Here is a 20,295-nt window from a genome sequence, read left to right as displayed (position 1 = left end):
GACTATAACAGATTTGCCATTTTTAACTCCCAAATGCGATTAGGCTGATATCAAGTAGTATAAAAAAGCATGAGGGGTATATGTGCCTCCCCATGCTTCAGTTGATTAAAGAATTAAATTTCCGTTTCTTTCTTAGCATTCATCCAACGATACAACACTGGTAATAGCACCAAGGTCAATAACGTCGAAGAAATAATTCCACCAATCACCACGGTCGCCAATGGTCGCTGAACCTCTGCCCCTGTGCCCGTAGCAAGTGCCATCGGCACAAAACCTAAGGATGCCACACAGGCGGTCATTAAAACAGGCCTTAAGCGCAAAATCGCCCCCTGCCAAACAGCTTCATGTAAGTGGTATTGCCCTCTTAACTCTTTAATGAAGGTCAACATGACCAAACCATTTAAGACGGCAACGCCAGACAAGGCAATGAAACCAATACCCGCCGACATCGACAAGGGAATGTCTCTTAACCATAAGAAAAGCACACCACCTGTTAAAGCAAATGGAACACCCGTGAACACCAGTAGGCTTTCTTTCATGTTATGAAAAACAGCCATCAGCAAAATAAAGATCGTCAATAATGCCAGTGGAATCACAATCTGCATTCGAGCCTGTGCCGAGGCTAGATTTTCAAACTGACCACCATATTCAATCCAATAGCCACTTGGTAGTGGATACTGCTTCAGTTGAGCTTGTACCTCTGTGACAAAAGAGCCCAAATCACGCCCTTCGACATTCGCAGTGACAATCACACGACGTTTGCCATTTTCACGGCTGACTTGGTTGATGCCATCCATCATTTTTACTGTGGCAATATCGGTAAGTAAAATACTGCCGCCATTTGGAAGCTGTATTGGCAGTTGCGCAATCCCGCTGACACTACGGTCTTGTTCACTGAGTCGAATCACAAAGTCAAAACGGCGGTCGCCCTGTAAAATTTCACCGACATTTTGCCCACCAATGCTTGCTGATACATAGTCCTGTATGGTTTTAACACTTAAGCCATATTGCGCTGCCAAGCTTTTATCAATTTCAACATTAAGCAAAGGTAAGCCCGACGTTTGTTCAACTTTGACTGCGGTGCTGCCTGAAACTTGTTGAATTAATTTACTGATTTTTTCAGCTTCCGCATTTAATACTTGCATGTCATCACCAAAGATTTTGACACCGACATCACTACGTACACCCGATATTAACTCATTAAAACGCAGTTCAATTGGCTGAGAAAACTCACTGTTGTTACCGGGTAATGTCGCTAAATACGCCTGCATACGGCTACGTAGTTCATCCAATGTTTCTTTCGGGTTTGGCCACGCATCACGGGGTTTTAACATGACATAACCATCTGAAATATTCGGTGGCATCACATCGGTCGCCACTTCTGCCGTACCTGTACGCGCAAAAATAGCGTGTATTTCAGGGAATTTTTTCAGAAGTAGCTTTTCCGTATTTTCCTGAATACGAAGTGATTCTTCTAGACCTGTGCTTGGGGAACGCAGTTGCTGTACAGCAAAGTCACCTTCACTCAGTTGTGGTGCAAACTCACTGCCGATCCGCATTGCGAGTAAACCTGTTAATACCAATAAGCACAGTGCAAAGGTTAAAACTACCGCTTTGTACTGATAGGCACAGTCTAATACTCGCTGATATCGCTCTTTTAACCACAACATCCAACGGCTTTCCGTTTCTTTAATGTCACCTTTAACAAAAAGTGCAACAGCCGCAGGCACAAAGCTGATCGACAAAATAATGGCTGCAACGAGTGCAAGCACAACCGTCAAAGCCATTGGGTGGAACATTTTGGCTTCTACGCCAGTCAGTGCAAAAATCGGTAAATACACCACTAAAATAATCAGCTGACCAAAAATAAGTGGACGACGAGCTTGGCGCGCTGCTAAAAACACTTCTTTAAAGCGTTCCGATTGAGTTAACGGTCGTTTGAGCAGTTGTTGTGCATGAGCTAAACGGCGAATACAGTTTTCAACAATTACGACTGCACCGTCGACAATAATACCGAAATCCAATGCCCCTAAACTCATCAGGTTGGCACTGATGTTCTGTTGTGCCATGCCTGTTAAAGTAAACAGCATAGACAGTGGAATCACACAGGCTGTAATTAACGCAGCACGAATATTACCCAAGAATAAAAACAGGATCACAATCACCAAGATTGCGCCTTCAACCAAGTTCTTTTGCACCGTTTTAATGGCTTTTTCCACCAACGTGGTGCGGTCATAAACTGTTTCGATTTTAACGCCTTGCGGTAAACTGCTTTGCACCTCTTGAATTTTGGCATCGACAGCTTTAGACACCGTTCGACTGTTTTCACCCATCATCATCATAGCGATGCCGAGTACAGTTTCTTCGCCATTATAGGTTGCGCCTCCTGTTCGGAGGTCATGATCAATTGAAACCTGCGCAATATCCGCGACACGAATGGGGTTCCCATTTGGGCTGGCAACCGTTGTATTTTCAATGTCTGCAAGACTGTTGAGTGTCCCTGGCACACGAACTGTGAGCTGCTGACCATTTTCCTCAATAAAGCCTGCCCCACGGTTTTCATTATTTTCCTGTAAAGCGGTTTGCAGTTGGCTCAAGGAAATATTCAACTGCTGCATACGGTTTAAGTCAGGAGCAACCACGTAAGTTTTGTTAAACCCGCCAATACTGTTGACCTCTGCAACCCCTGCAACACGTTGCAATTGCGGACGAACGATCCAATCTTGGATCTCCCGCAAGTCCATCGCGCTATAAGCTGTACCATCGGCTTTTTTGGCATTCGGTTCAGCTTTAATGACCCATTGATAAATTTCACCTAAACCCGTCGAAACTGGCGACATGGTTGGAGAAACATCACTGGGTAAATCCGCTTTGGCTTCTTGTACCCGCTGATTAATCTGCTGGCGTGCCCAATAGATGTCTGTGCCATCCTTAAATACGATGGTGACTTGGGACAAACCATAACGTGAAATAGATCGAGTCAGCTGTAAATCTGGAATACCCGCCATTGCAGTTTCAATTGGATAGGTAATCCGCTGCTCAACCTCCAGTGCGGTAAAACCATTGGCTTGGGTATTAATTTGTACTTGCGTATTGGTAATATCGGGCACTGCATCAATCGGCAGTTTTTGATAGCTGTATACACCAACCGCAATCCACGTGCAGACAAAGAGCATGACCCAAATTGCATTTTGAATAGAGAACTGAATAATTCGTTCAAACAAGCCTTCAGGCTTGGGTAAATCATGATTAGTGTGCATGATCAGCCTCGCCTTTTTCGAGTTCAGATTTAAGAACAAAGCTGCCTTGACTGACATAGCGTTGTCCTACTTTTATGCCTGAAACGACTTCAATCCATTGACCATCATTTGACGCTTGTCCAAGTACAACAGGCTGCGCTTTCAAATGCACTTGTCCTTTTTGCTCAGCGTCGGCCACAAATACTGACGTTTGACCTTCAATGTTTTGAATGGCACTTTTATGGACACGAAGCGCTGTTTTGGAACTGGTATTGTCTAAAAAGATATTTACCAAAACATTTGGACGTAATTCAGCCGCTTGGCTTTTTAATTTAGCGCGTACCACCAAGCGTCCCGTTTGGGCATCGGCCTGAGAGGTTAAGCTTTGGATGACAGCTTCATATTTTTGCTCAGAAGCATTCGGTTTGAACGTTACACTTTGATTGGTTTGTAATTGACCTGAGTACTGCGTAGGCAGATTAAATTCAAGCCACAACTCTTTAAATTGTTCAATCACAAACAGTTGATCGGCCAATTGTACGTTTTCACCCACCACGATATCTTTTTGGCTAATCACCCCTGAGATGGGCGCTTTAATGGCAAAACGACCATTTACACCACCTGTTGCCCCCAGTGCATTTAAACGGCTTTGCACGGATTGCACAGTAATCTGTGCTTGTCGGTAAGCATTTTCTGCCCGTTGGTAGTCTTGTTTAGCTGAAATGCCTTGTGACCACAACTGCTGTTCACGTTGATAATCCTGACGTGCTAAGTCCAAACTGGCTTGAGCCATCCGTAAATTGGCTTGTTGATCAATCAGTTCAGGTACGGACAATACAGCTAAAGTTTGTCCTTTTTGTACGTTTTGACCAAGTTCAACATGTACTTGTTCCACATGCCCACCAAAGTTTGGCGAAATATGTGCTTGCTGATCGGTATTCACCACAAGCTTTCCAGGTAAAACAGTGACTTGAGACACCACGCCTTGTTGAGCCGAAGCGATTTGAATGCCTTGCTCTGTCAGTTGCTGCGCTGTCAGTTGAATCTCACCTTCCTCCGCATGTCCTTTTTCTGCCTCGGGCTCATCCGCATGTTCAGATTCTTCATGTTCCCCATGCTCATGTTTATCGGTGGTTTTATCTTTTGAGCTAAACCAAATTCCTATAGCGATCAGGAGCGTTATTAGAAGCAAAAGCCCAATCATCAATGGCTGTGATATTTTTCCAAATTGATTTTTAAGTTGCATATTATTGTGCTCCGCCAAGGATGAGGTCTTGTATTTGTGCGATTGAGTTTTTACTGATTTGGCTATAAGCATCTGAACTACTGATCTGTTCATAGCTAGTGCCGAGGCTAAGCGCTTCTGCGGTCAATGCGGTCTGCCACGCTTGACGCAATAACTGTAACTGCCCAAGACGTATGCTTTGTAGTTGCGAGTTGGCTTGTTGAATGTCGGTAATAGACAGCTTTCCGGCTTTGAAACCTTGTAGTGTGCGTACTTGCACTTGTTCTGCCAGAGTTGTTTGTTGACTGATAGCACTGAACTGCTGTTTTAGTCCTTTGAGTTCGTGCATGGCATTGGCGATATCTAAGATTTGCTGTTTTAACTCGCGCTGTTGCTGCTGATTCAACAAGCTTTGCTGACGCTGTGCCATCGGAATGCTGTATTGCTGACGGTTAAAGATATTCAGCGGAATATCCACGCCAACACCTAATGTGGTATCGCTACTTTCATTCGGTGCTTGACTCCGTTTCATGCCGACATTTAAGGTCGGATTGGGACGGGCCAGCACTTTTAAACTTTCAATGTTTAAATTGGACTGTTGAATATTCAGGGCATACAGCTTTTCCAACCAACCTTCCGCAATATAGCGCTGTACCGTGACTTCGCTTTGATCTGGCCATGGCATCGAGGTCGCATTGAGTTGAATATCAGCTTTGGTTTCGCCCCAAAGGTTTGAGAGTTGACGCTGTGCCACTTGTTCTGCCAGCACCGCTTGTTGATATAAGCGCTGCATATCCAAACTTTCAATTTGCGCACGTTCATAGTCAACCAAAGCAATACTGCCCGCCTGATAGCGCTTTTTGGCACTGTCTAAATTGTTTTGACTCACTTTCAGCTGTGCGGCATATAGCGATTTTTCAACTTGTGCCAAAGCCAACTGCGACCATGCAAACTTCACCACCAATTGACTTTGTGCTGTCCACAGTTGTTGCTGTAATTGGCCTTGTTGGTGTGCTGTTTCTGCTAGTTTTTGATTGAGCTTACGCTGTCCAAAAACATCTAAAGGTTGGCTAATGGCAATACTGAGTTCACGATCGGTATTTGAACCAAAGCCATCTTGATTGATATTTAAGCTAGGGTTTTGCCATAAACCACTGTTTTTGATGTTCAGCTCTGAAATGCTTTGACGCTGTTGCCCAATTTCACTTTGGTTTTGATAACGCTCTACTTTTGCCAAAGCCTCACCCAAAGTCTTGACTGGTTCAGCAAAGCTCCATTGCATCGTAGCTGTTGTTATGCCTACAGCAAGGGCTTGGCGTATAAACGCCTTGAATTGATTCGACATGCTTTTTCCCACTAATTTTTAGAAGAAGTGGTGGGAAATATTTTAGGCTACCCCACCATTAGCGGGGAAAGTTCAGGGGGCGGATGTTGCCCCAGTAAATCAGGGGCTTGATAGGCATTGTGCCAAAAAAATTGTGGCGGTTCTTTTATCTCAAGCGCGAGCGGCAGTTGATAGTTTTTTTCTTTCGGAATAATCAAATGTGCCATTGAAGGCAAATGATCTTGATGGTCTTCACCTAATTCAAACTGATCATTTGCCGTTTGAGTATGGTCATCAATACTACTTTGTTGATGTGCTTTCGCATCCGATACACACAAAGTGGATTGATGATGCCCAAAATGAAAATTTTGTTGCGTCACGACTTGAGTTTTTTGTTCTTCATGGACGCAAAAAGCTGCCGCCACGTTCCAAAGACTTTGGAACATGAATAAAGCAACTAAGACGCTAATCCACGTGGTAGAACGCATAATGTCGTACTGAAAAAAAGTGATGCTATTGTAAAGCCTAGACTAAGTCTAAGGTCAAGCCTTTTTTAATGACTATGTTCATGTTGGTGTGGATGGCATTCATCATCTTCGATTTGCAAAGTCACTTGGGTAATGCCGTGCTCATGTCCTAATAACTCCACAGCTTGGTGGTATAAAGCTCTCTGATCTACATCAGGAGCGATCAAATGCGCGGTTAAATGCACATTTTTAGACGTAATCGCCCAAACTTTAAGTTGATGAATCCCTTGTACACCCTCTAAAGCCAACAAGTCATTGCGTAAGGACTCAATGTCAATTTCACTCGGTACACCTTCGAGCAAAATATTGATACTTTGCTTCAGTAGCACCCAAGTTCGTGGTAAGACCCAAAAGCCAATCAACACTGCAATAACGGTATCTACCCACATCCAACCCGTGAAATAAATCACCAATGCGCCTATGATCACACCCACAGAGCCCAAGGCGTCACTCAACACCTCAAGATAAGCCCCTTTCACATTTAAGCTGTCTTGACTGCTCGACACCAAAATTTTCATTGAAATTAGGTTAATGATTAAACCCAAAACAGCAACGACCAACATGCCTATACTTTGGATTTCGGGGGGCTGGCTAAAGCGCTGATAAGCTTCATATAAAATGTAAATCGCTACAACAAACAACATCATGGCATTGAACAATGCTGCCAAGATTTCAAACCGTTGATAGCCAAAGGTACGTTTATCATCGGCAGGTTTTTGTCCAATTTTGATGGCGGCTAAGGCAATCGCCAAAGCAGCAGCATCAGTAAACATGTGCGCCGCATCGGACAATAAGGCTAAACTTTGTGTGATAAATCCAGCAATAACCTCAACAATTAAAAATGTCGTAGTCAAGGCAAGTGCAAGCGTTAATTTCTTGGCATTTTTTGCAGTCACTTCAACATGGCTGTGATCATGGTTATGAGAACCACTCATGTAGGACTCCTTATCATTTTAATGGATGCAATGCTTTAACATTGAAATCGAAGCTTTTTTGATTTGAAAAATTACTCGATTCAGCATACTCGGTTAAAACAATAAAATCATCCTTCAAGTTTGCCAGCCTTTATTTTTGACGCTTTTTCCCAGTCAAAAAGTTCATGGCTTGTGTATAACCTGTCGGTGTAATGCGTTGTACTAGATCCATAATTTTGGCATCTGTTCCAATTAAGACACGGCGCTCATTTTTTTCCACAGCCTTTAAAATGGACTGTGCTGCCACATCTGGCGGAGTTTTAAGCATTTTGTTGAAAGAACGGCTAGCACGCTCAGGGTTCATACCTAGCGTACGAATACTGTCACTCATTCGAGCACTATTGGCGATATTGGTTCGTATACCACCTGGGTGAACACAAGTCGCACTGACACCACAGTTTTCTAGGTCTAGTTCTTGACGTAGTGCTTCGGTAAAACCACGAACAGCAAATTTTGTCGCATTATAGGCACTCTGGGTAGGCTGTGCAGTGAGTCCAAATAAGCTTGAAATATTCACAATATGCCCAGCACCACTTTTCTTTAAGTAGGGTAAAAAAGCTTTGGTTCCATACACCACACCCCAAAAATTGATTTTAAAGATCCATTCCGCATCTTCATAGCTCAAGCCTTCAACAGTACTGGCTAAGGCAACACCTGCATTGTTAAAAATTAAATTGATCTGGCCAAAGTCTTGTTCACATTGTTTGGCCCAGTCCTCAACAGCTTTGCGGTCTGAAACATCTAGTTTTGTAAGTGTGACCGAAACAGGATAATCTTTGACAAGCTTTAATGTTTCTGCCAAACCTTGCTCATTGACATCACTGAGTGCCAAATGCGCACCTTGTTTGGCTAATTGAATAGCCAACTGCTGTCCGATACCAGAACCTGCCCCCGTGATCGCAGCAACTTTATTCTCAAAATTTTTCATCATGCTCTCTAGCTATCATTTTAAACTTTATGCTTAGGTCAATTAGGCTAACTCTACACATACAAAGTACCACTGCATTTAATGTACAAAAATTTAGATCATGAATGAAATGGAATTCTCTCATGGTTCAGTATGTATAAAATTCATAGTGAATATTCTTTCACTTTTGCTTAACAAGCAATAATGAAAACCATAACAGTTCTATATATTTGCCAATACGCTGTTATATTTTTTTAATCATGTTCTGTATCTGTTTCATGCTGTCTGTGCTTTGCATAATGTACACATCACCTCAGTTGAGTGCAGTAACCATGAAAGATCTAGACCCTAAAAAACCAGCAAAATATGCGGATAGTTCTATTTCGGACAAAGCATTTAAAAACATGATTATCTGGTTTGCTGTTTATTGTGGACTATTTTGCTTGGGCGTTATTTTTGTTATTGGAGCAGATAAAAACTATTTATCTTAAAGCAAAGCCATATAGTTGGAAAACATGTCTGTAGGCTAAGATGAGAGTTTCAAATCTACATTTTGACTTTAATCTATACTGGTACGAGCTTAAGCTACATATCCGTTTAAGCTCTTCACACGCAGATAGAATATGGGTTAATTCCGTATTCCATTTATTTGGTATAACCAATGTCATTACAAATAAATGACAAAGCTTTATTGATTAAGCCCAAATCACTAGAAAAGCAGCAATCACCACCAAAATAATGCCTAAATGTTCAGCTCGTGCCAGTTTTTCCTTAAAGAAAAAGGCAGAGATCAACATACTAAAAATGATCTCAACCTGCCCTAATGTTTTAACAATTGGAACAGACTGCATACTCATCGCGCTAAACCAGCCCAATGAAGCAAGGAAACTACATAAACTGACGCGAAATGTAAGTCCCACTCGCTGCCACATCGCCCATAAAGTAACACGACGAAATATACCTAAGTAAATTAAGAGCAATGAACACTGTGTACCAATCACACAGATAAGAACCCACGCCGCACGGTGAATAAACGGTAAATTAGTGAGTTCTAAACTGGCTTCACGTACCAAAAGCGATGTGATAGCAAAACATAAGCCACTACCGATACCTATACATAAGGTCTGTAATGAAAAATCGGAAAAGCCGCGACCTTTGGACATGAGGAATACTGCAAAACCGCCAATCACGACTCCTACCCAGCCTAAAATGCTCAAGTGATCAGATAAAAAGATAACTGCAACAATTGCTGCCAAAATGGCCTCACTTTTAGCAAGCCCAACACCAATTGCATAGTTTTTTTGTTTAAATAACTGAACCATTAATGCAGTTGCAGCAATTTGGCTAATTGCAGCAACAAAGATATAAGTGGCAAAACGTGGATTAAAATGAACAACTTCAACAATAGGTTGAAAATGATAAAGACTCACGATGTATATAAATGCCAAAGGTAAAGCAAAAATAAACCTTGCGAGTGTTACACCATATACATCGACAGTCGTACTGAGTTGCTTTTGGAAAGCATTTCGCCAAGCCTGCATAAATGCAGCCATAAGCGTAAAAAGAATCCATGTAACTCCCATCAAGCACCCAATATGTCATTACTTATAAAACATAATTTACCTGCTTAAAGGCAGAACATGTACTTTATTTTCATGACTTATTATTATGTGATGAATAACTTAAGTTCTCATCCAATTTCACGTTGTAACTCATTGACAGCATTCCCACGAAGACTAAGCCAATCTTCACGTCTTTTAAACAGTAATGGCGCTGCTCGATTCACCTGATCAATTAAATGCTGTAAGTCAGCATTCATTAGCTTGCCATTTTGTACGACTGTTTGACCTGCCACCATGGTCATGACAACATCTTGACCCTGAACTGCATGTACTAAATTATGATGTAAATTGAATAATTTCCCTTCACCAATTAAAGGGGTCATTCGTGGCGTTGCTGTTTTTATTGCAATAATATCTGCCTGCTTCCCTGTTTCAATAGAACCGATGCTTTCTTGCATACCTAAAGCTTTAGCCCCAAGAGTTGTCGCCATTTTACATACAGACCATGCATCTAGTGCGGAAGCATCTAAATTTGCAAATTTTGCCAACAATGATGCAGTTTTCATCTCTTCAAACATATCTAAATTATTATTTTCTTTTTCACCATCTGTTCCCAAACCAACCGCTACCCCTTTAGCTAACATTTCTCGAATAGGTGCTGCACCTGATGCTAATTTCATATTCGATATTGGATTATGTGCCACTCCCACCTGATAGTTTTTTAAGATGTCGATTTCTGTGGAGTTAGCCCATACACAATGCGCCAATAAGCATTGCGGTGCATCGAGTAAACCAAGTTGTTCTAAGGTTTGAATGGGGCGTTTGTTATAGCGTTTAAGGTTTTCTTCAACATCAAACTTACTTTCATTACTATGCGTATGAAAGCCTGTTTGGTAGTCCTGACATAAGTGTTGTATACGTTTTAATGCTTGCTCTTCTGCATAAAATAAATGCTCCAAACCCACCCAAACATTGATACGACCATTTGCACCTTGATGCCACTGCTGAATCAACACTTCATTGCTATGCAACGTTTCAAAATAATTATGATCAGGATGCTCTGCGACATAAGGCACCAGGACTGCACGAATACCTAGTTCCTTGGCAGCTTCAGCACTGCCATCCATAAACCGCCACATATCTACAATCGTTGTTGTGCCAGAAAGTAGCGCTTCCGCATAGCACAGATAAGATGCCATTTTCGCATCTTCAGGTAATAAAACCCGGTGCATTGGGTCGATAAACTGCTGTAACCAGTCCCATACAGGTAAACCTTCGGCAGTACCTCGCAGTAAACCTGAGTGACAGTGTGTATTCACAAGGCCTGGCATGAGCACAGCATCTGCATAATGTTCTACCACTAGATTAGGGAATTGAGCACGGATCTCTTCCAGTTTACCAACCTGCTGAATCAAAGTACCCTCTACAACAATGGCACCATTTTTGATGCAATCCAAACTTTGATTCATGGTGAGTACATAATCTGCACTTAATATTTTCATAGCTTTCTCAATGGATCCAATTTAAGGGGTAAATGTTTTGCCAAGTGATGCAGGTAAATTCAGCTTCAACAGTTTTTTATCTCGAGAAATCACCACCAAGACCACTATCGTTGCAACATATGGCAGCGCGGACAAAAGTTCATTGGGAATGCTTAAACCCAATGCTTGAGCATGAAACTGTAAAATTGTCACTCCACCAAAAAGATAAGCACCCAACATTAAACGTGCTGGTTTCCAAGCAGCAAAAACCACTAAAGCAATTGCAATCCACCCGCGCCCCGCAACCATGTTTTCAATCCACATTGGGGTATAAACAGTCGATAAAAATGCCCCCCCAATACCTGCCATTGCCCCACCAAATAAAACAGCACAGTAACGAATACCTAGAACGTTATAACCCATTGCATGTGCACTTTCAGGTGACTCCCCAACTGCTTTAAGTAACAGCCCTAAACGCGTCTTTGCCAAGACCCACCAAACAAATACAAAGGCCAAAATGGATAAATACACCACATAGTTTTGTTGAAATAAGATGGGGCCAATCAATGGAATATCTGACAACACAGGTATATTTAAATTTTGTAGTCCGGGTAAAGCCGTACTGACATAGTTCTGTCCAATAAATGCAGAAATACCGATACCAAAAATAGTAAGGGCTAAGCCACAAGCAGATTGATTGGTACTGAGTGAGAGTGTAAAAAATGCAAAAATCAAAGACATCAACATCCCAGCCAAAGCACCGACTAACAATGCGCTGGCTACGCTGGCCTCATACTGGGCTGCAAAAGCAAAACCCGCAATTGCTCCGACCAACATCATGCCTTCGACACCTAAGTTAATTACCCCAGTACGTTCAGCAACTAACTCCCCCAAACCAGCAAAAACCAGAGGAGTTGCAGCTGCAATCGTACCTGCCAAAATAGCGGTTACTTCTATACTCATAATGAACTTTCCTCTCTAAGTTTACGCAACAGTTGGGTCAGTTTCTGACATCTTTGTTTTGAGCTTCTTTTTTGCGAACCGATAACGTTTTTCTATCAACACATCTGAAGCTAATAAAAAGAACAGCAATAGACCTTGGAAAATTCCTGTAATAGCAACAGATAATTGCAGTTCCATTTGCGCCATTTCACCGCCCAAATAAAGTAAAGCCATTAAAAAACCAGAGAGTACAATTCCAATAGGATTTAAACGACCTAAATAAGCCACGATGATGGCTGCATAACCATAGCCTGGTGAAATGTTTGGATTTAACTGTCCAATCGGTCCTGCAACCTCACAAAGACCTGCGATACCCGCCATAAAACCAGATAACCCTAAACTAAGCCAGACCGCTTTTTTTGATGAAAAGCCAGCATATTTTGCAGCCATCGGTGCTTGACCACTGACTTCTAACTTATAAGCACTCATGCTTTTTTTAATAAATACCCAAAAAATAACCACAGCAAGAAAGGTAATAAAAATCGAAGCATTCACACGAGTACCTTCAATGACAAAAGGCAAAGTCGCACTTTCATTGAACATGACTGATTGTGGAAAGTTCATACCATCTGGGTCTCGCCACGGCCCATTCACCAGATATAACAAAACAAAAAGCGCAACATAATTCATCATTAAGGTCGTAAGGGTCTCTTCTGCATTAAAATGTGTTTTCAAAAATGCAGGAATCAGTCCCCAAAATGCACCACCAATGGCCCCCATGACCACCATTAAAGGGAGGATCCACCAACCTGTATGGTCATGAAATAAAATTGCAATTCCGCCACCAAAAATAGCCCCCATAGTCAGTTGACCTTCGGCACCGATATTGAATAGTTTTGCGCGAAAGCCAATAGCTAAGCCAAGTGCGATGAGAATTAATGGGCTGGCTTTAATGGTGAGCTCACTGAGGTTATATAGTGAAGTTAGCGGTTCAACAAAAAAGATATACAGCGCGCGCGCAGGATCTACCCCAAGCATCAGAAACAGTAAGCTACTGACCACTAGCATTGCACTTAGTGCAATAACAGGTGATAACCATTTCATGACTTGAGAAGGCTTTTCTCTAGGTTCTAATAAATACATGTGACCACCTTTAGATGAAATGATTAAGCTTGAACTTGTTGTGAATGAGCTAAATCTACAGTGTGTGCAACACTGGTAATCCCTGACATCAACAACCCAATTTGTTCTGCATTGGTACTACGGGTCTGCATAGGTTCGGATAGTTTTCCAGCAGCCAATACACAAATGTAATCACTAATTTCAAACAATTCTTCGAGCTCTTCAGAAATCACCAAAATCGCAACGCCTTGTCTAGATAAATCAATCAATGTTTGTCGAATAAACATTGATGCTCCTACGTCAACGCCCCAAGTGGGTTGAGAAATAATGAGAACTTTGGGCTGTTGTAAAATTTCTCGACCCACGATGAATTTTTGTAAGTTACCACCTGAAAGTGAGCGTGCTTCTGCTTGTGCACCAGAAGCCTTTACACTAAATTTTTCAATACATTTTTCTGCAAATAGTTTGGTTTTTTCAAAGTTAATCAGTCCAAATTTAGTCAAACCCTGCCTAAATGCAGTCAATAGCGCATTTTCAGACAGTGTCATATTGGGTACAGCACCTCGCCCTAAACGTTCTTCGGGGACAAAGCCTAAGCCCAAATCACGACGTGCACCTGCGGATATCTTGCCGACATTTTGCCCCTCTAGATAAATGCTGCCATTTGTGGTTATTTTCTCTCCAGAGATTAAAGACAAAAGTTCTGCTTGCCCATTGCCTGAAATGCCTGCAATACCGAGGATCTCTCCCGCTTTTAAGTTCAGGCTGATATTTTCTAGCGCAACACCGAAAGGATCATCTGTGGGTTGATTTAAACTCGAAACCTCAAACAATATTTGCTTCTCACCTAGATATTCATCGTGAATATACGTAGGTAACTCACGTCCAATCATTAAACGCGCCAGATCACTGGTACTATTTTCTTCTGGTCTAACATGGCCTGTAACTTTACCATTTCGTAAAATGGTTGCTTCATCACATAACTCTTTAATTTCATGAAGTTTATGACTGATATATAAAATAGAGACACCTTGTGAAGCGAGTAATTTCAATGTCTTAAATAATTGTTGAACCGCTTGTGGAGTAAGTACTGAGGTTGGTTCATCTAAAATAATGAGGGAGGGGCTTTGTAATAGACAGCGGATAATTTCCACACGTTGCCGTTCGCCCACTGAGAGTGAATACACTTCACGGCGCGGATCAACAGGTAAACCGTATTGTTCAGATACTGCAATGATTTTCTCATTGAGCGTTTTTATGTCAATTTTCTCATCGAGACCAAGTTGAATATTTTCTGCAACAGTTAAAGTCTCAAACAAAGAGAAATGCTGATAAACCATGCCAATGCCCAATTTTCTCGCTGTCGAAGGGCTATCTATTTTGACTTCTTTACCATTCCAAAGAATTTGGCCTTCATCGGCTTTGGTCGCACCATAAATAATTTTCATGAGTGTGCTTTTTCCAGCACCATTTTCGCCTAAGATGGCATGGATTTGACCCGCATGAACTTTGAGATGAATTTGATCATTTGCACGTAGCGAATTATAACTTTTGCAAATATTAATTAACTCTAAGCGAGTACTTGCTTGTTGAGGTTCTCTATGCATGACCTTAGTGATATGACTGTCTGGTGTATTCATGATTGTGATGCTCTTTCGAATCTCTGCATTGAATGTCCATTCAGCTCGTATCGTACTAAATGGACAAAACCGTGACGTCTCAAACGATGCGTTATTTCGGAAGTGAACCTTCTACACCTTTGACGTAATAGTTCATTTTGCTCAGCGTCGCATCATCTAAAATTTTTCCTTTGGCAATCACCAAACTGCCATCTTGTTTATAAATCGGTCCTGAAAATGGGTGAAGTTTGCCTGAATGAATGTCATCACGTACTTTGAGTGCTGAGGCTTTAACATTGGCAGGAACAGAAGGTCCAAAATTTTCAATATTGACTGCACTTTGTTTGACGCCATACCAAGTTGCACTTGGTTTCCATGTTTTATTTGCTACTTGAGTCATGGTTGGAGTATAAATTTTTTCCCAATGCAAAACCGATGCAGCCAAGTGTGCTTTAGGGCCAAATTTACTCATATCAGAGTCCCAGCCAAAGGCAAAAACACCCTTTTGTTGAGCCGCTTGTACAACTGCTGGCGAGTCAGTGTTTTGCATTAATACATCTGCTTTTTGTGAAATTAAGGCCAGTGCAGCATCACGTTCTTTACCTGGGTTAAACCAAGAGTTCACCCAAATGACTTTCGTTTTCACTTTTGGATTAACACTTTGTGCACCCAATGTGTAAGCATTGATATTGCGCACCACTTCGGGGATTGGGAACGAGGCAACTACACCGAGCACATTCGATTTGGTTTTTTGACCAGCGACAACTCCAAGCATATACGCCCCTTCATAAGTCCGCACATCATAGACCCCTAGGTTTTTACCCTGTTTGTAGCCAGTTGCATGCATAAATACAGTATTAGGGAACTGTTTCGACACTTTTTCCATGGCATTCATATAGCCAAAAGAAGTTGCAAAAATTACTTTATTACCTTGTTGTGCCAAATTACGAATCACACGTTCTGCATCAGCCGTTTCGGGTACATTTTCGATATAAGACGTCTTATATTTTCCAGCCAAGGCTTTTTCCGCCTTGATTCGTCCTTGATCATGTGAATATGTCCAACCATGATCGCTGGTCGGGCCAATATATACAAAAGCAGCTTTATCTACAGCAAATGCCTGTGTAGTCCCCATCAACCCCAATAGACTTGTGAGTACTATTTTTATAGCTGTTTTTTTCATCGAAAATTTATTTTCTAAACATTTTGACATCATCGGCTCCTTAGGTTTTAACCTAAAAATATATTGACTCGATATAAATGGATCTTTCATACCCTCTTTCTAATAAATAGCAATATTCGTTCCAACTATTTAGAAAAATAGAACTGCACCACTATAAATATATTTATTATTTTAATAATTTTTAAATAAAATAAAAAAAACCACCATTATTTATGGTGGTTTATTATTTTAAATACACATCAGTTATTATTTATATAAAATAAATTTTATAATAAAAAGTGAACATGAGGATTTTATTCATAAACAGGAATTTCTTGTGGTTTTACATCAAACGAACGTTGATACATCTCCTCCATATGTTCTCCTGCCGTACATGATGTGTAACTGGAGCGCTCTCCCTGTTGAATTGTTCCAGGAAGTGCATCAATTTGTGTGAAATAACTCGGACCATAGAAAAATGGAATGGAATAACGTGACTTTCCATTTGAATATAAGTTTCGAACTCGATGTGGATTGGACTTATATAAGCCATTGGTCCATTTTGGAATTAAATCACCCAAATTCACCACAAAGGTATCAGCAATCGGTGGTGCAGAAACCCAAACGCCATCAGGCATACAGACCTCTAAGCCGCCCAAATCATCTTGCGCTAAAATGGTGATTGAACCCCAATCTGTGTGCGCACCTGCACCAAAAGTATCAGCAGCAGCATCTTTCGGATGAGCGGGATAGCGTAGCATTCTTAGTGTTACCATTGGATCTATACAGCATTCATCAAAATAATGCTCTGGCAAATTTAATGATAAAGCCAAAAGCTGCATAATTCTCTCAGAGAGCCCCATCATGGCATCAATATATGCTTGGCAGAACGCCTCAGTTTCAGGCACTTCCGTATGCGGCCATTGATTTAAGCCATAATTTTGATATTTTGCGACCACAAAAGGATGATCTGGAGCATAGTTCTTACCACAATAAAATCCTTCTTTAATGTCGGCCTTAGCAGTAAAGTCGAGCTTTTGCGCTGCAATTTCCTCAAAACCTCTATGACTTGGACTATTATTTTGGTCATACTTTTTTTTGACACTTTGAGGTAAATCAAAAAGCTCCTTTGCAAGTTCAAACTGCCGTTGCACCAAAGCCAAATCTATCGAGTGATTTTTCACATAGAAAAAGCCTGAGCTCATTGCAGCAGTTCGGATTGATCGCACAATGTCATCTAACTGATTGGCATTTGGGTGGAAAGCATAGTGAAGATCTATAACAGGAATACTCATATTTAACCCTCATGTGTAAAGCCCAGAGTGTGCCATACAGCTCTAGGCGATTATTTTTCGATTTAGTCATGACTATTTATTTAGGTAGTGAGCCGTCTACACCCCTGACGTAATAGTTCATCTTGCTGAGTTCTACATCTGTCAGCGTTTTGCCTTTGGCTATAATTAAACTGCCATCCTGTTTATACAACGGTCCTGAAAATGGGTGAATTGCCCCTGTTTTGAGTGAGTCTCGAACTGCTAGCGCTTTATTTTTTTCAGCGGTAGAAACTGCTACTCCAAAATCTTCAATATTCACTGCATTTTGTTTCACACCATACTTATAAGCAGTTGATTTCCAAGTTTTATTCTGAACTTGTTTCATCACTGGCTCATAAATTTTTTCCCAGTGTAATACAGCTGCTGCCAAATGAGCTTTTGGTCCAAATTTGCTCATGTCTGAGTTCCAACCAAATGCATACACCCCTTTTTGCTGTGCAGCTTGCACCACAGCAGGAGAGTCTGTGTTTTGCATGAGCACATCTGCTTTTTGTGCAATGAGTGCCATTGCAGCATCACGCTCTTTTCCTGGATTAAACCATGTATTTGCCCAAATCACTTTGGTGCTCACCTTTGGATTTACACTTTGTGCACCCAGTGTGTATGCATTGATGTTTCTAACAACTTCTGGAATAGGAAATGACGCAACAACTCCAATGATATTAGTCTTGGTTTTCTGTCCCGCTAGCACGCCCAACAAATAGGCCCCTTCATAAGTTCTAAGCTCATACACCCCTAAGTTTTTAGCTTGCTTATAGCCAGTTGCATGCATAAATACAGTATTAGGAAATTGCCTCGCAACTTTCTCCATAGCATTCATATAACCAAAAGACGTTCCGAATATGACTTTATTTCCTTGTTGTGCAAGATTACGAATCACCCGTTCTGCATCGGCTGTTTCGGGTACATTTTCGATATAAGACGTCTTAAATTTACCTGCCAATATTTTTTCTGCTTTGATCCGCCCTTGGTCATGTGAATATGACCAGCCATGATCACTGGTCGGTCCTAAATAAACAAAAGCGGCTTTATCCTGTGCATACACGGTATGACTCATCCATGTCCCAGCACTGACACAAAACAACATAACACTTTTTAATAATCTTCGTTTTAAATGCATTTCTGTTCCACCATAGATTATTTAACCAAGTAAAAATTATTATCAACTCTAAATGATTGCATTATAAAAAATCGACAATCAACCAAATTTAAATAAATAATAATATTATCTATTGGCCCAAAAACTCATTTGCAGATCTACTGTTTCTTTTTCAAGTTCAAGAATTGGACCAATTAAATCAATATTTTTTTGCCCATGAGAAAATATATATTGTGAAGAAACATTCATGGTTGGGTTCTCATTATGATTACCTGTACACACTAAAAGTTTTTCCTCTGTCATGGCATAAACCACGCGTCCAATATTTGCCCAGTAAATCGTACCTGAGCACATGCAACATGGCTCTACAGCTGTATATAGTGTGCAGTTCCATAAATATTCTGGTGAATAATTGGTTGCAGCCACACGTGCTAAGGTCGACTCTGCATGATTTACAGTGTCAATATTGCACTGAGTTAACAGGACAGTCTCATGGTCAGGTGCAACCAATACTGCACCAAATGGGTGGTGCCCTAAACTGATTGCTCGCCTTCCAACATCATTTGAAAGCTTTAAAAATCGAATAATCTGTTCATGGCTCGGCTGATTCACAATGATCTACTCCATTTCTAAAAACTAAACGATATAACGCTTACTTAAACCCCACTCCGCCAGAATACGACGATATGTGGTCGAAGAACGGTCTGCTTCAAAGTGCGCCTCCATACCAATATCAAGTGGTAGCTCTTCTGGTTTTTGGCTTTCAACCATGTCTTGATCTTCAGCAAAAATTTGTGCATTAAAGGCGTAAACAGCTTCTAAGTCTCCAGTGGTATCAAAGTTACGGGTCAGTGGTACAAATAAACGGGTTTTATTGTGCGAGACTGGGCAACAGGCGTTTAAAATTTTCAACACCCCGTTTTCTGGGAAATATATGGTCAGGATCGCTGAAAATGGTGGATAAACATCAAATACCCGCTTCCATAAAAATCCTTCTGGTGCTAAATGCTGCATGCCATGTGGGTAATTGCTGACATCACTGACATATTCCGTATGTAAACCATAGTCTGTTCTTACTGTTGAATACTTTTGCACCACAGGATTATCGGCATCAGCAAAGGAAGCACTGTGTACCCAAGCAAAATGAGCGACATCAATAAAACCTTCAAGTTGACGTCCACTTGAACCACCGATATCTACATATGGCGGTAAAATTGCTTGATGTTCACCATGATCCCATGTATCTAAATTTGGGAAATTCGCATCTGTTTCATTGCGACCAAATAAACTGGTCCAGATCAGACCATACCTTAGAACCACAGGAAATTTAGTTAGAGAAAAACGGTCTGAAATTTGGGTTAATTCAGGTTGCGCAGGAATTTTGACGCACTTGCCATCAGTATTGTAGTGTAAGCCATGATATGGACAGACCAAGTCTTCGCCTTTAACCCAGCCTTTAGTCAAAGGTACACCTCGATGTGGACAGATATCTCGAACTAAATGAATACTGCCACTTTCCGTTTTATACAACGCCATCTTGACGTCTAAAAGAATGACTTGTTGCGGTTTATCTGTAACATCCTGAATGCGCGCTACTGGATACCAATGCTGCGCTAAAATATTCCAATCCGTTGGATCAAAGTCGCTGCCATGCGGTTGACTAAAGAGATTAAGCACTGGAATTGCATTCATATTTAACTCACAAAAGGTTCTTTATTTCATCAATTTATCTATCAACAAGCTATTTTTTTCCTCGTTGATAAAACCGTTGTATTTGA

Annotated in this window: 17 protein-coding genes; 1 reads left to right on the top strand and 16 read right to left on the bottom strand. The window is 41.1% G+C overall.

Going from position 1 to position 20,295, the window contains the following annotated elements:
* Positions 1–113: 113 nt before the first annotated feature.
* The 6 genes from GBI16_RS08015 to GBI16_RS07990 form a co-directional block, all read right to left on the bottom strand.
* Complete coding sequence (locus tag GBI16_RS08015) at positions 114–3,260, bottom strand: efflux RND transporter permease subunit (RefSeq protein ID WP_151706871.1); 3,147 nt, start codon at positions 3,258–3,260, stop codon at positions 114–116.
* Positions 3,250–4,485: an efflux RND transporter periplasmic adaptor subunit gene (locus GBI16_RS08010; protein WP_151706870.1), complete on the bottom strand. Its 1,236-nt coding sequence runs from the start codon at positions 4,483–4,485 to the stop codon at positions 3,250–3,252. Before GBI16_RS08010 ends, GBI16_RS08015 begins: the two co-directional genes overlap by 11 nt.
* 1 nt (position 4,486) lies before the next feature.
* Entirely contained in the window at positions 4,487–5,809 is a 1,323-nt protein-coding gene (locus GBI16_RS08005; protein WP_151706869.1) for a TolC family protein, read from the bottom strand.
* 47 nt (positions 5,810–5,856) lie between these two features.
* Positions 5,857–6,276, bottom strand: a complete 420-nt coding sequence (locus GBI16_RS08000) for a cation efflux protein, CzcI-like (RefSeq protein WP_087527476.1) — start codon at positions 6,274–6,276, stop codon at positions 5,857–5,859.
* Positions 6,277–6,341: 65 nt separating this feature from the next.
* Positions 6,342–7,250: a cation diffusion facilitator family transporter gene (locus GBI16_RS07995; protein ID WP_151706868.1), complete on the bottom strand. Its 909-nt coding sequence runs from the start codon at positions 7,248–7,250 to the stop codon at positions 6,342–6,344.
* A gap of 130 nt (positions 7,251–7,380) precedes the next feature.
* Positions 7,381–8,217 (bottom strand): SDR family oxidoreductase, encoded by an 837-nt coding sequence (locus GBI16_RS07990; RefSeq protein ID WP_086210940.1) that lies wholly within the window; start codon positions 8,215–8,217, stop codon positions 7,381–7,383.
* 311 nt (positions 8,218–8,528) lie between these two features.
* Between GBI16_RS07990 and GBI16_RS18660 the strand changes: the two genes are divergently transcribed.
* Positions 8,529–8,687: a hypothetical protein gene (locus tag GBI16_RS18660; RefSeq protein ID WP_171494546.1), complete on the top strand. Its 159-nt coding sequence runs from the start codon at positions 8,529–8,531 to the stop codon at positions 8,685–8,687.
* Positions 8,688–8,891: 204 nt separating this feature from the next.
* On the opposite strand, the gene GBI16_RS07985 is transcribed toward GBI16_RS18660, so the two are convergent.
* From GBI16_RS07985 to GBI16_RS07940, 10 genes are all read right to left on the bottom strand, one after another.
* Positions 8,892–9,779 (bottom strand): DMT family transporter, encoded by an 888-nt coding sequence (locus tag GBI16_RS07985; RefSeq protein WP_086210920.1) that lies wholly within the window; start codon positions 9,777–9,779, stop codon positions 8,892–8,894.
* Between the two features lie 107 nt (positions 9,780–9,886).
* Complete coding sequence (locus GBI16_RS07980) at positions 9,887–11,260, bottom strand: amidohydrolase family protein (protein ID WP_151706867.1); 1,374 nt, start codon at positions 11,258–11,260, stop codon at positions 9,887–9,889.
* Between the two features lie 21 nt (positions 11,261–11,281).
* Positions 11,282–12,202, bottom strand: a complete 921-nt coding sequence (locus tag GBI16_RS07975; RefSeq protein ID WP_086210922.1) for an ABC transporter permease — start codon at positions 12,200–12,202, stop codon at positions 11,282–11,284.
* Between the two features lie 21 nt (positions 12,203–12,223).
* Entirely contained in the window at positions 12,224–13,324 is a 1,101-nt protein-coding gene (locus GBI16_RS07970; protein ID WP_151706866.1) for an ABC transporter permease, read from the bottom strand.
* Between the two features lie 23 nt (positions 13,325–13,347).
* Positions 13,348–14,910, bottom strand: a complete 1,563-nt coding sequence (locus tag GBI16_RS07965; RefSeq protein ID WP_228147031.1) for an ABC transporter ATP-binding protein — start codon at positions 14,908–14,910, stop codon at positions 13,348–13,350.
* A gap of 124 nt (positions 14,911–15,034) precedes the next feature.
* Complete coding sequence (locus GBI16_RS07960) at positions 15,035–16,057, bottom strand: BMP family ABC transporter substrate-binding protein (RefSeq protein ID WP_228267824.1); 1,023 nt, start codon at positions 16,055–16,057, stop codon at positions 15,035–15,037.
* A gap of 341 nt (positions 16,058–16,398) precedes the next feature.
* Entirely contained in the window at positions 16,399–17,379 is a 981-nt protein-coding gene (locus GBI16_RS07955) for an isopenicillin N synthase family oxygenase (protein ID WP_151706864.1), read from the bottom strand.
* Between the two features lie 76 nt (positions 17,380–17,455).
* Complete coding sequence (locus GBI16_RS07950) at positions 17,456–18,505, bottom strand: BMP family ABC transporter substrate-binding protein (protein WP_228267823.1); 1,050 nt, start codon at positions 18,503–18,505, stop codon at positions 17,456–17,458.
* Between the two features lie 138 nt (positions 18,506–18,643).
* Positions 18,644–19,129: a nucleoside deaminase gene (locus GBI16_RS07945; RefSeq protein ID WP_151706862.1), complete on the bottom strand. Its 486-nt coding sequence runs from the start codon at positions 19,127–19,129 to the stop codon at positions 18,644–18,646.
* Positions 19,130–19,153: 24 nt separating this feature from the next.
* Positions 19,154–20,209, bottom strand: coding sequence for an aromatic ring-hydroxylating dioxygenase subunit alpha (locus GBI16_RS07940; protein ID WP_119063939.1), 1,056 nt, complete (start codon positions 20,207–20,209; stop codon positions 19,154–19,156).
* Positions 20,210–20,295: the final 86 nt, after the last annotated feature.

The organism is Acinetobacter sp. TUM15064 (assembly GCF_008980265.1).
GTDB lineage: Bacteria > Pseudomonadota > Gammaproteobacteria > Pseudomonadales > Moraxellaceae > Acinetobacter.
The sequence above is the reverse complement of the archived record's forward strand: the minus strand, read 5'-3'. Positions and strand labels throughout refer to the sequence as shown.

Bases quoted from the DNA above. Each gene is read 5' to 3' on its own strand.
- GBI16_RS08015 (WP_151706871.1), bottom strand. From the start codon at position 3,260: ATGCACACTAATCATGATTTACCCAAGCCTGAAGGCTTGTTTGAACGA.
- GBI16_RS08010 (WP_151706870.1), bottom strand. From the start codon at position 4,485: ATGCAACTTAAAAATCAATTTGGAAAAATATCACAGCCATTGATGATT.
- GBI16_RS08005 (WP_151706869.1), bottom strand. From the start codon at position 5,809: ATGTCGAATCAATTCAAGGCGTTTATACGCCAAGCCCTTGCTGTAGGC.
- GBI16_RS08000 (WP_087527476.1), bottom strand. From the start codon at position 6,276: ATGCGTTCTACCACGTGGATTAGCGTCTTAGTTGCTTTATTCATGTTC.
- GBI16_RS07995 (WP_151706868.1), bottom strand. From the start codon at position 7,250: ATGAGTGGTTCTCATAACCATGATCACAGCCATGTTGAAGTGACTGCA.
- GBI16_RS07990 (WP_086210940.1), bottom strand. From the start codon at position 8,217: ATGAAAAATTTTGAGAATAAAGTTGCTGCGATCACGGGGGCAGGTTCT.
- GBI16_RS18660 (WP_171494546.1), top strand. From the start codon at position 8,529: ATGAAAGATCTAGACCCTAAAAAACCAGCAAAATATGCGGATAGTTCT.
- GBI16_RS07985 (WP_086210920.1), bottom strand. From the start codon at position 9,779: ATGGGAGTTACATGGATTCTTTTTACGCTTATGGCTGCATTTATGCAG.
- GBI16_RS07980 (WP_151706867.1), bottom strand. From the start codon at position 11,260: ATGAAAATATTAAGTGCAGATTATGTACTCACCATGAATCAAAGTTTG.
- GBI16_RS07975 (WP_086210922.1), bottom strand. From the start codon at position 12,202: ATGAGTATAGAAGTAACCGCTATTTTGGCAGGTACGATTGCAGCTGCA.
- GBI16_RS07970 (WP_151706866.1), bottom strand. From the start codon at position 13,324: ATGTATTTATTAGAACCTAGAGAAAAGCCTTCTCAAGTCATGAAATGG.
- GBI16_RS07965 (WP_228147031.1), bottom strand. From the start codon at position 14,910: ATGCATAGAGAACCTCAACAAGCAAGTACTCGCTTAGAGTTAATTAAT.
- GBI16_RS07960 (WP_228267824.1), bottom strand. From the start codon at position 16,057: ATGGGGACTACACAGGCATTTGCTGTAGATAAAGCTGCTTTTGTATAT.
- GBI16_RS07955 (WP_151706864.1), bottom strand. From the start codon at position 17,379: ATGAGTATTCCTGTTATAGATCTTCACTATGCTTTCCACCCAAATGCC.
- GBI16_RS07950 (WP_228267823.1), bottom strand. From the start codon at position 18,505: ATGTTGTTTTGTGTCAGTGCTGGGACATGGATGAGTCATACCGTGTAT.
- GBI16_RS07940 (WP_119063939.1), bottom strand. From the start codon at position 20,209: ATGAATGCAATTCCAGTGCTTAATCTCTTTAGTCAACCGCATGGCAGC.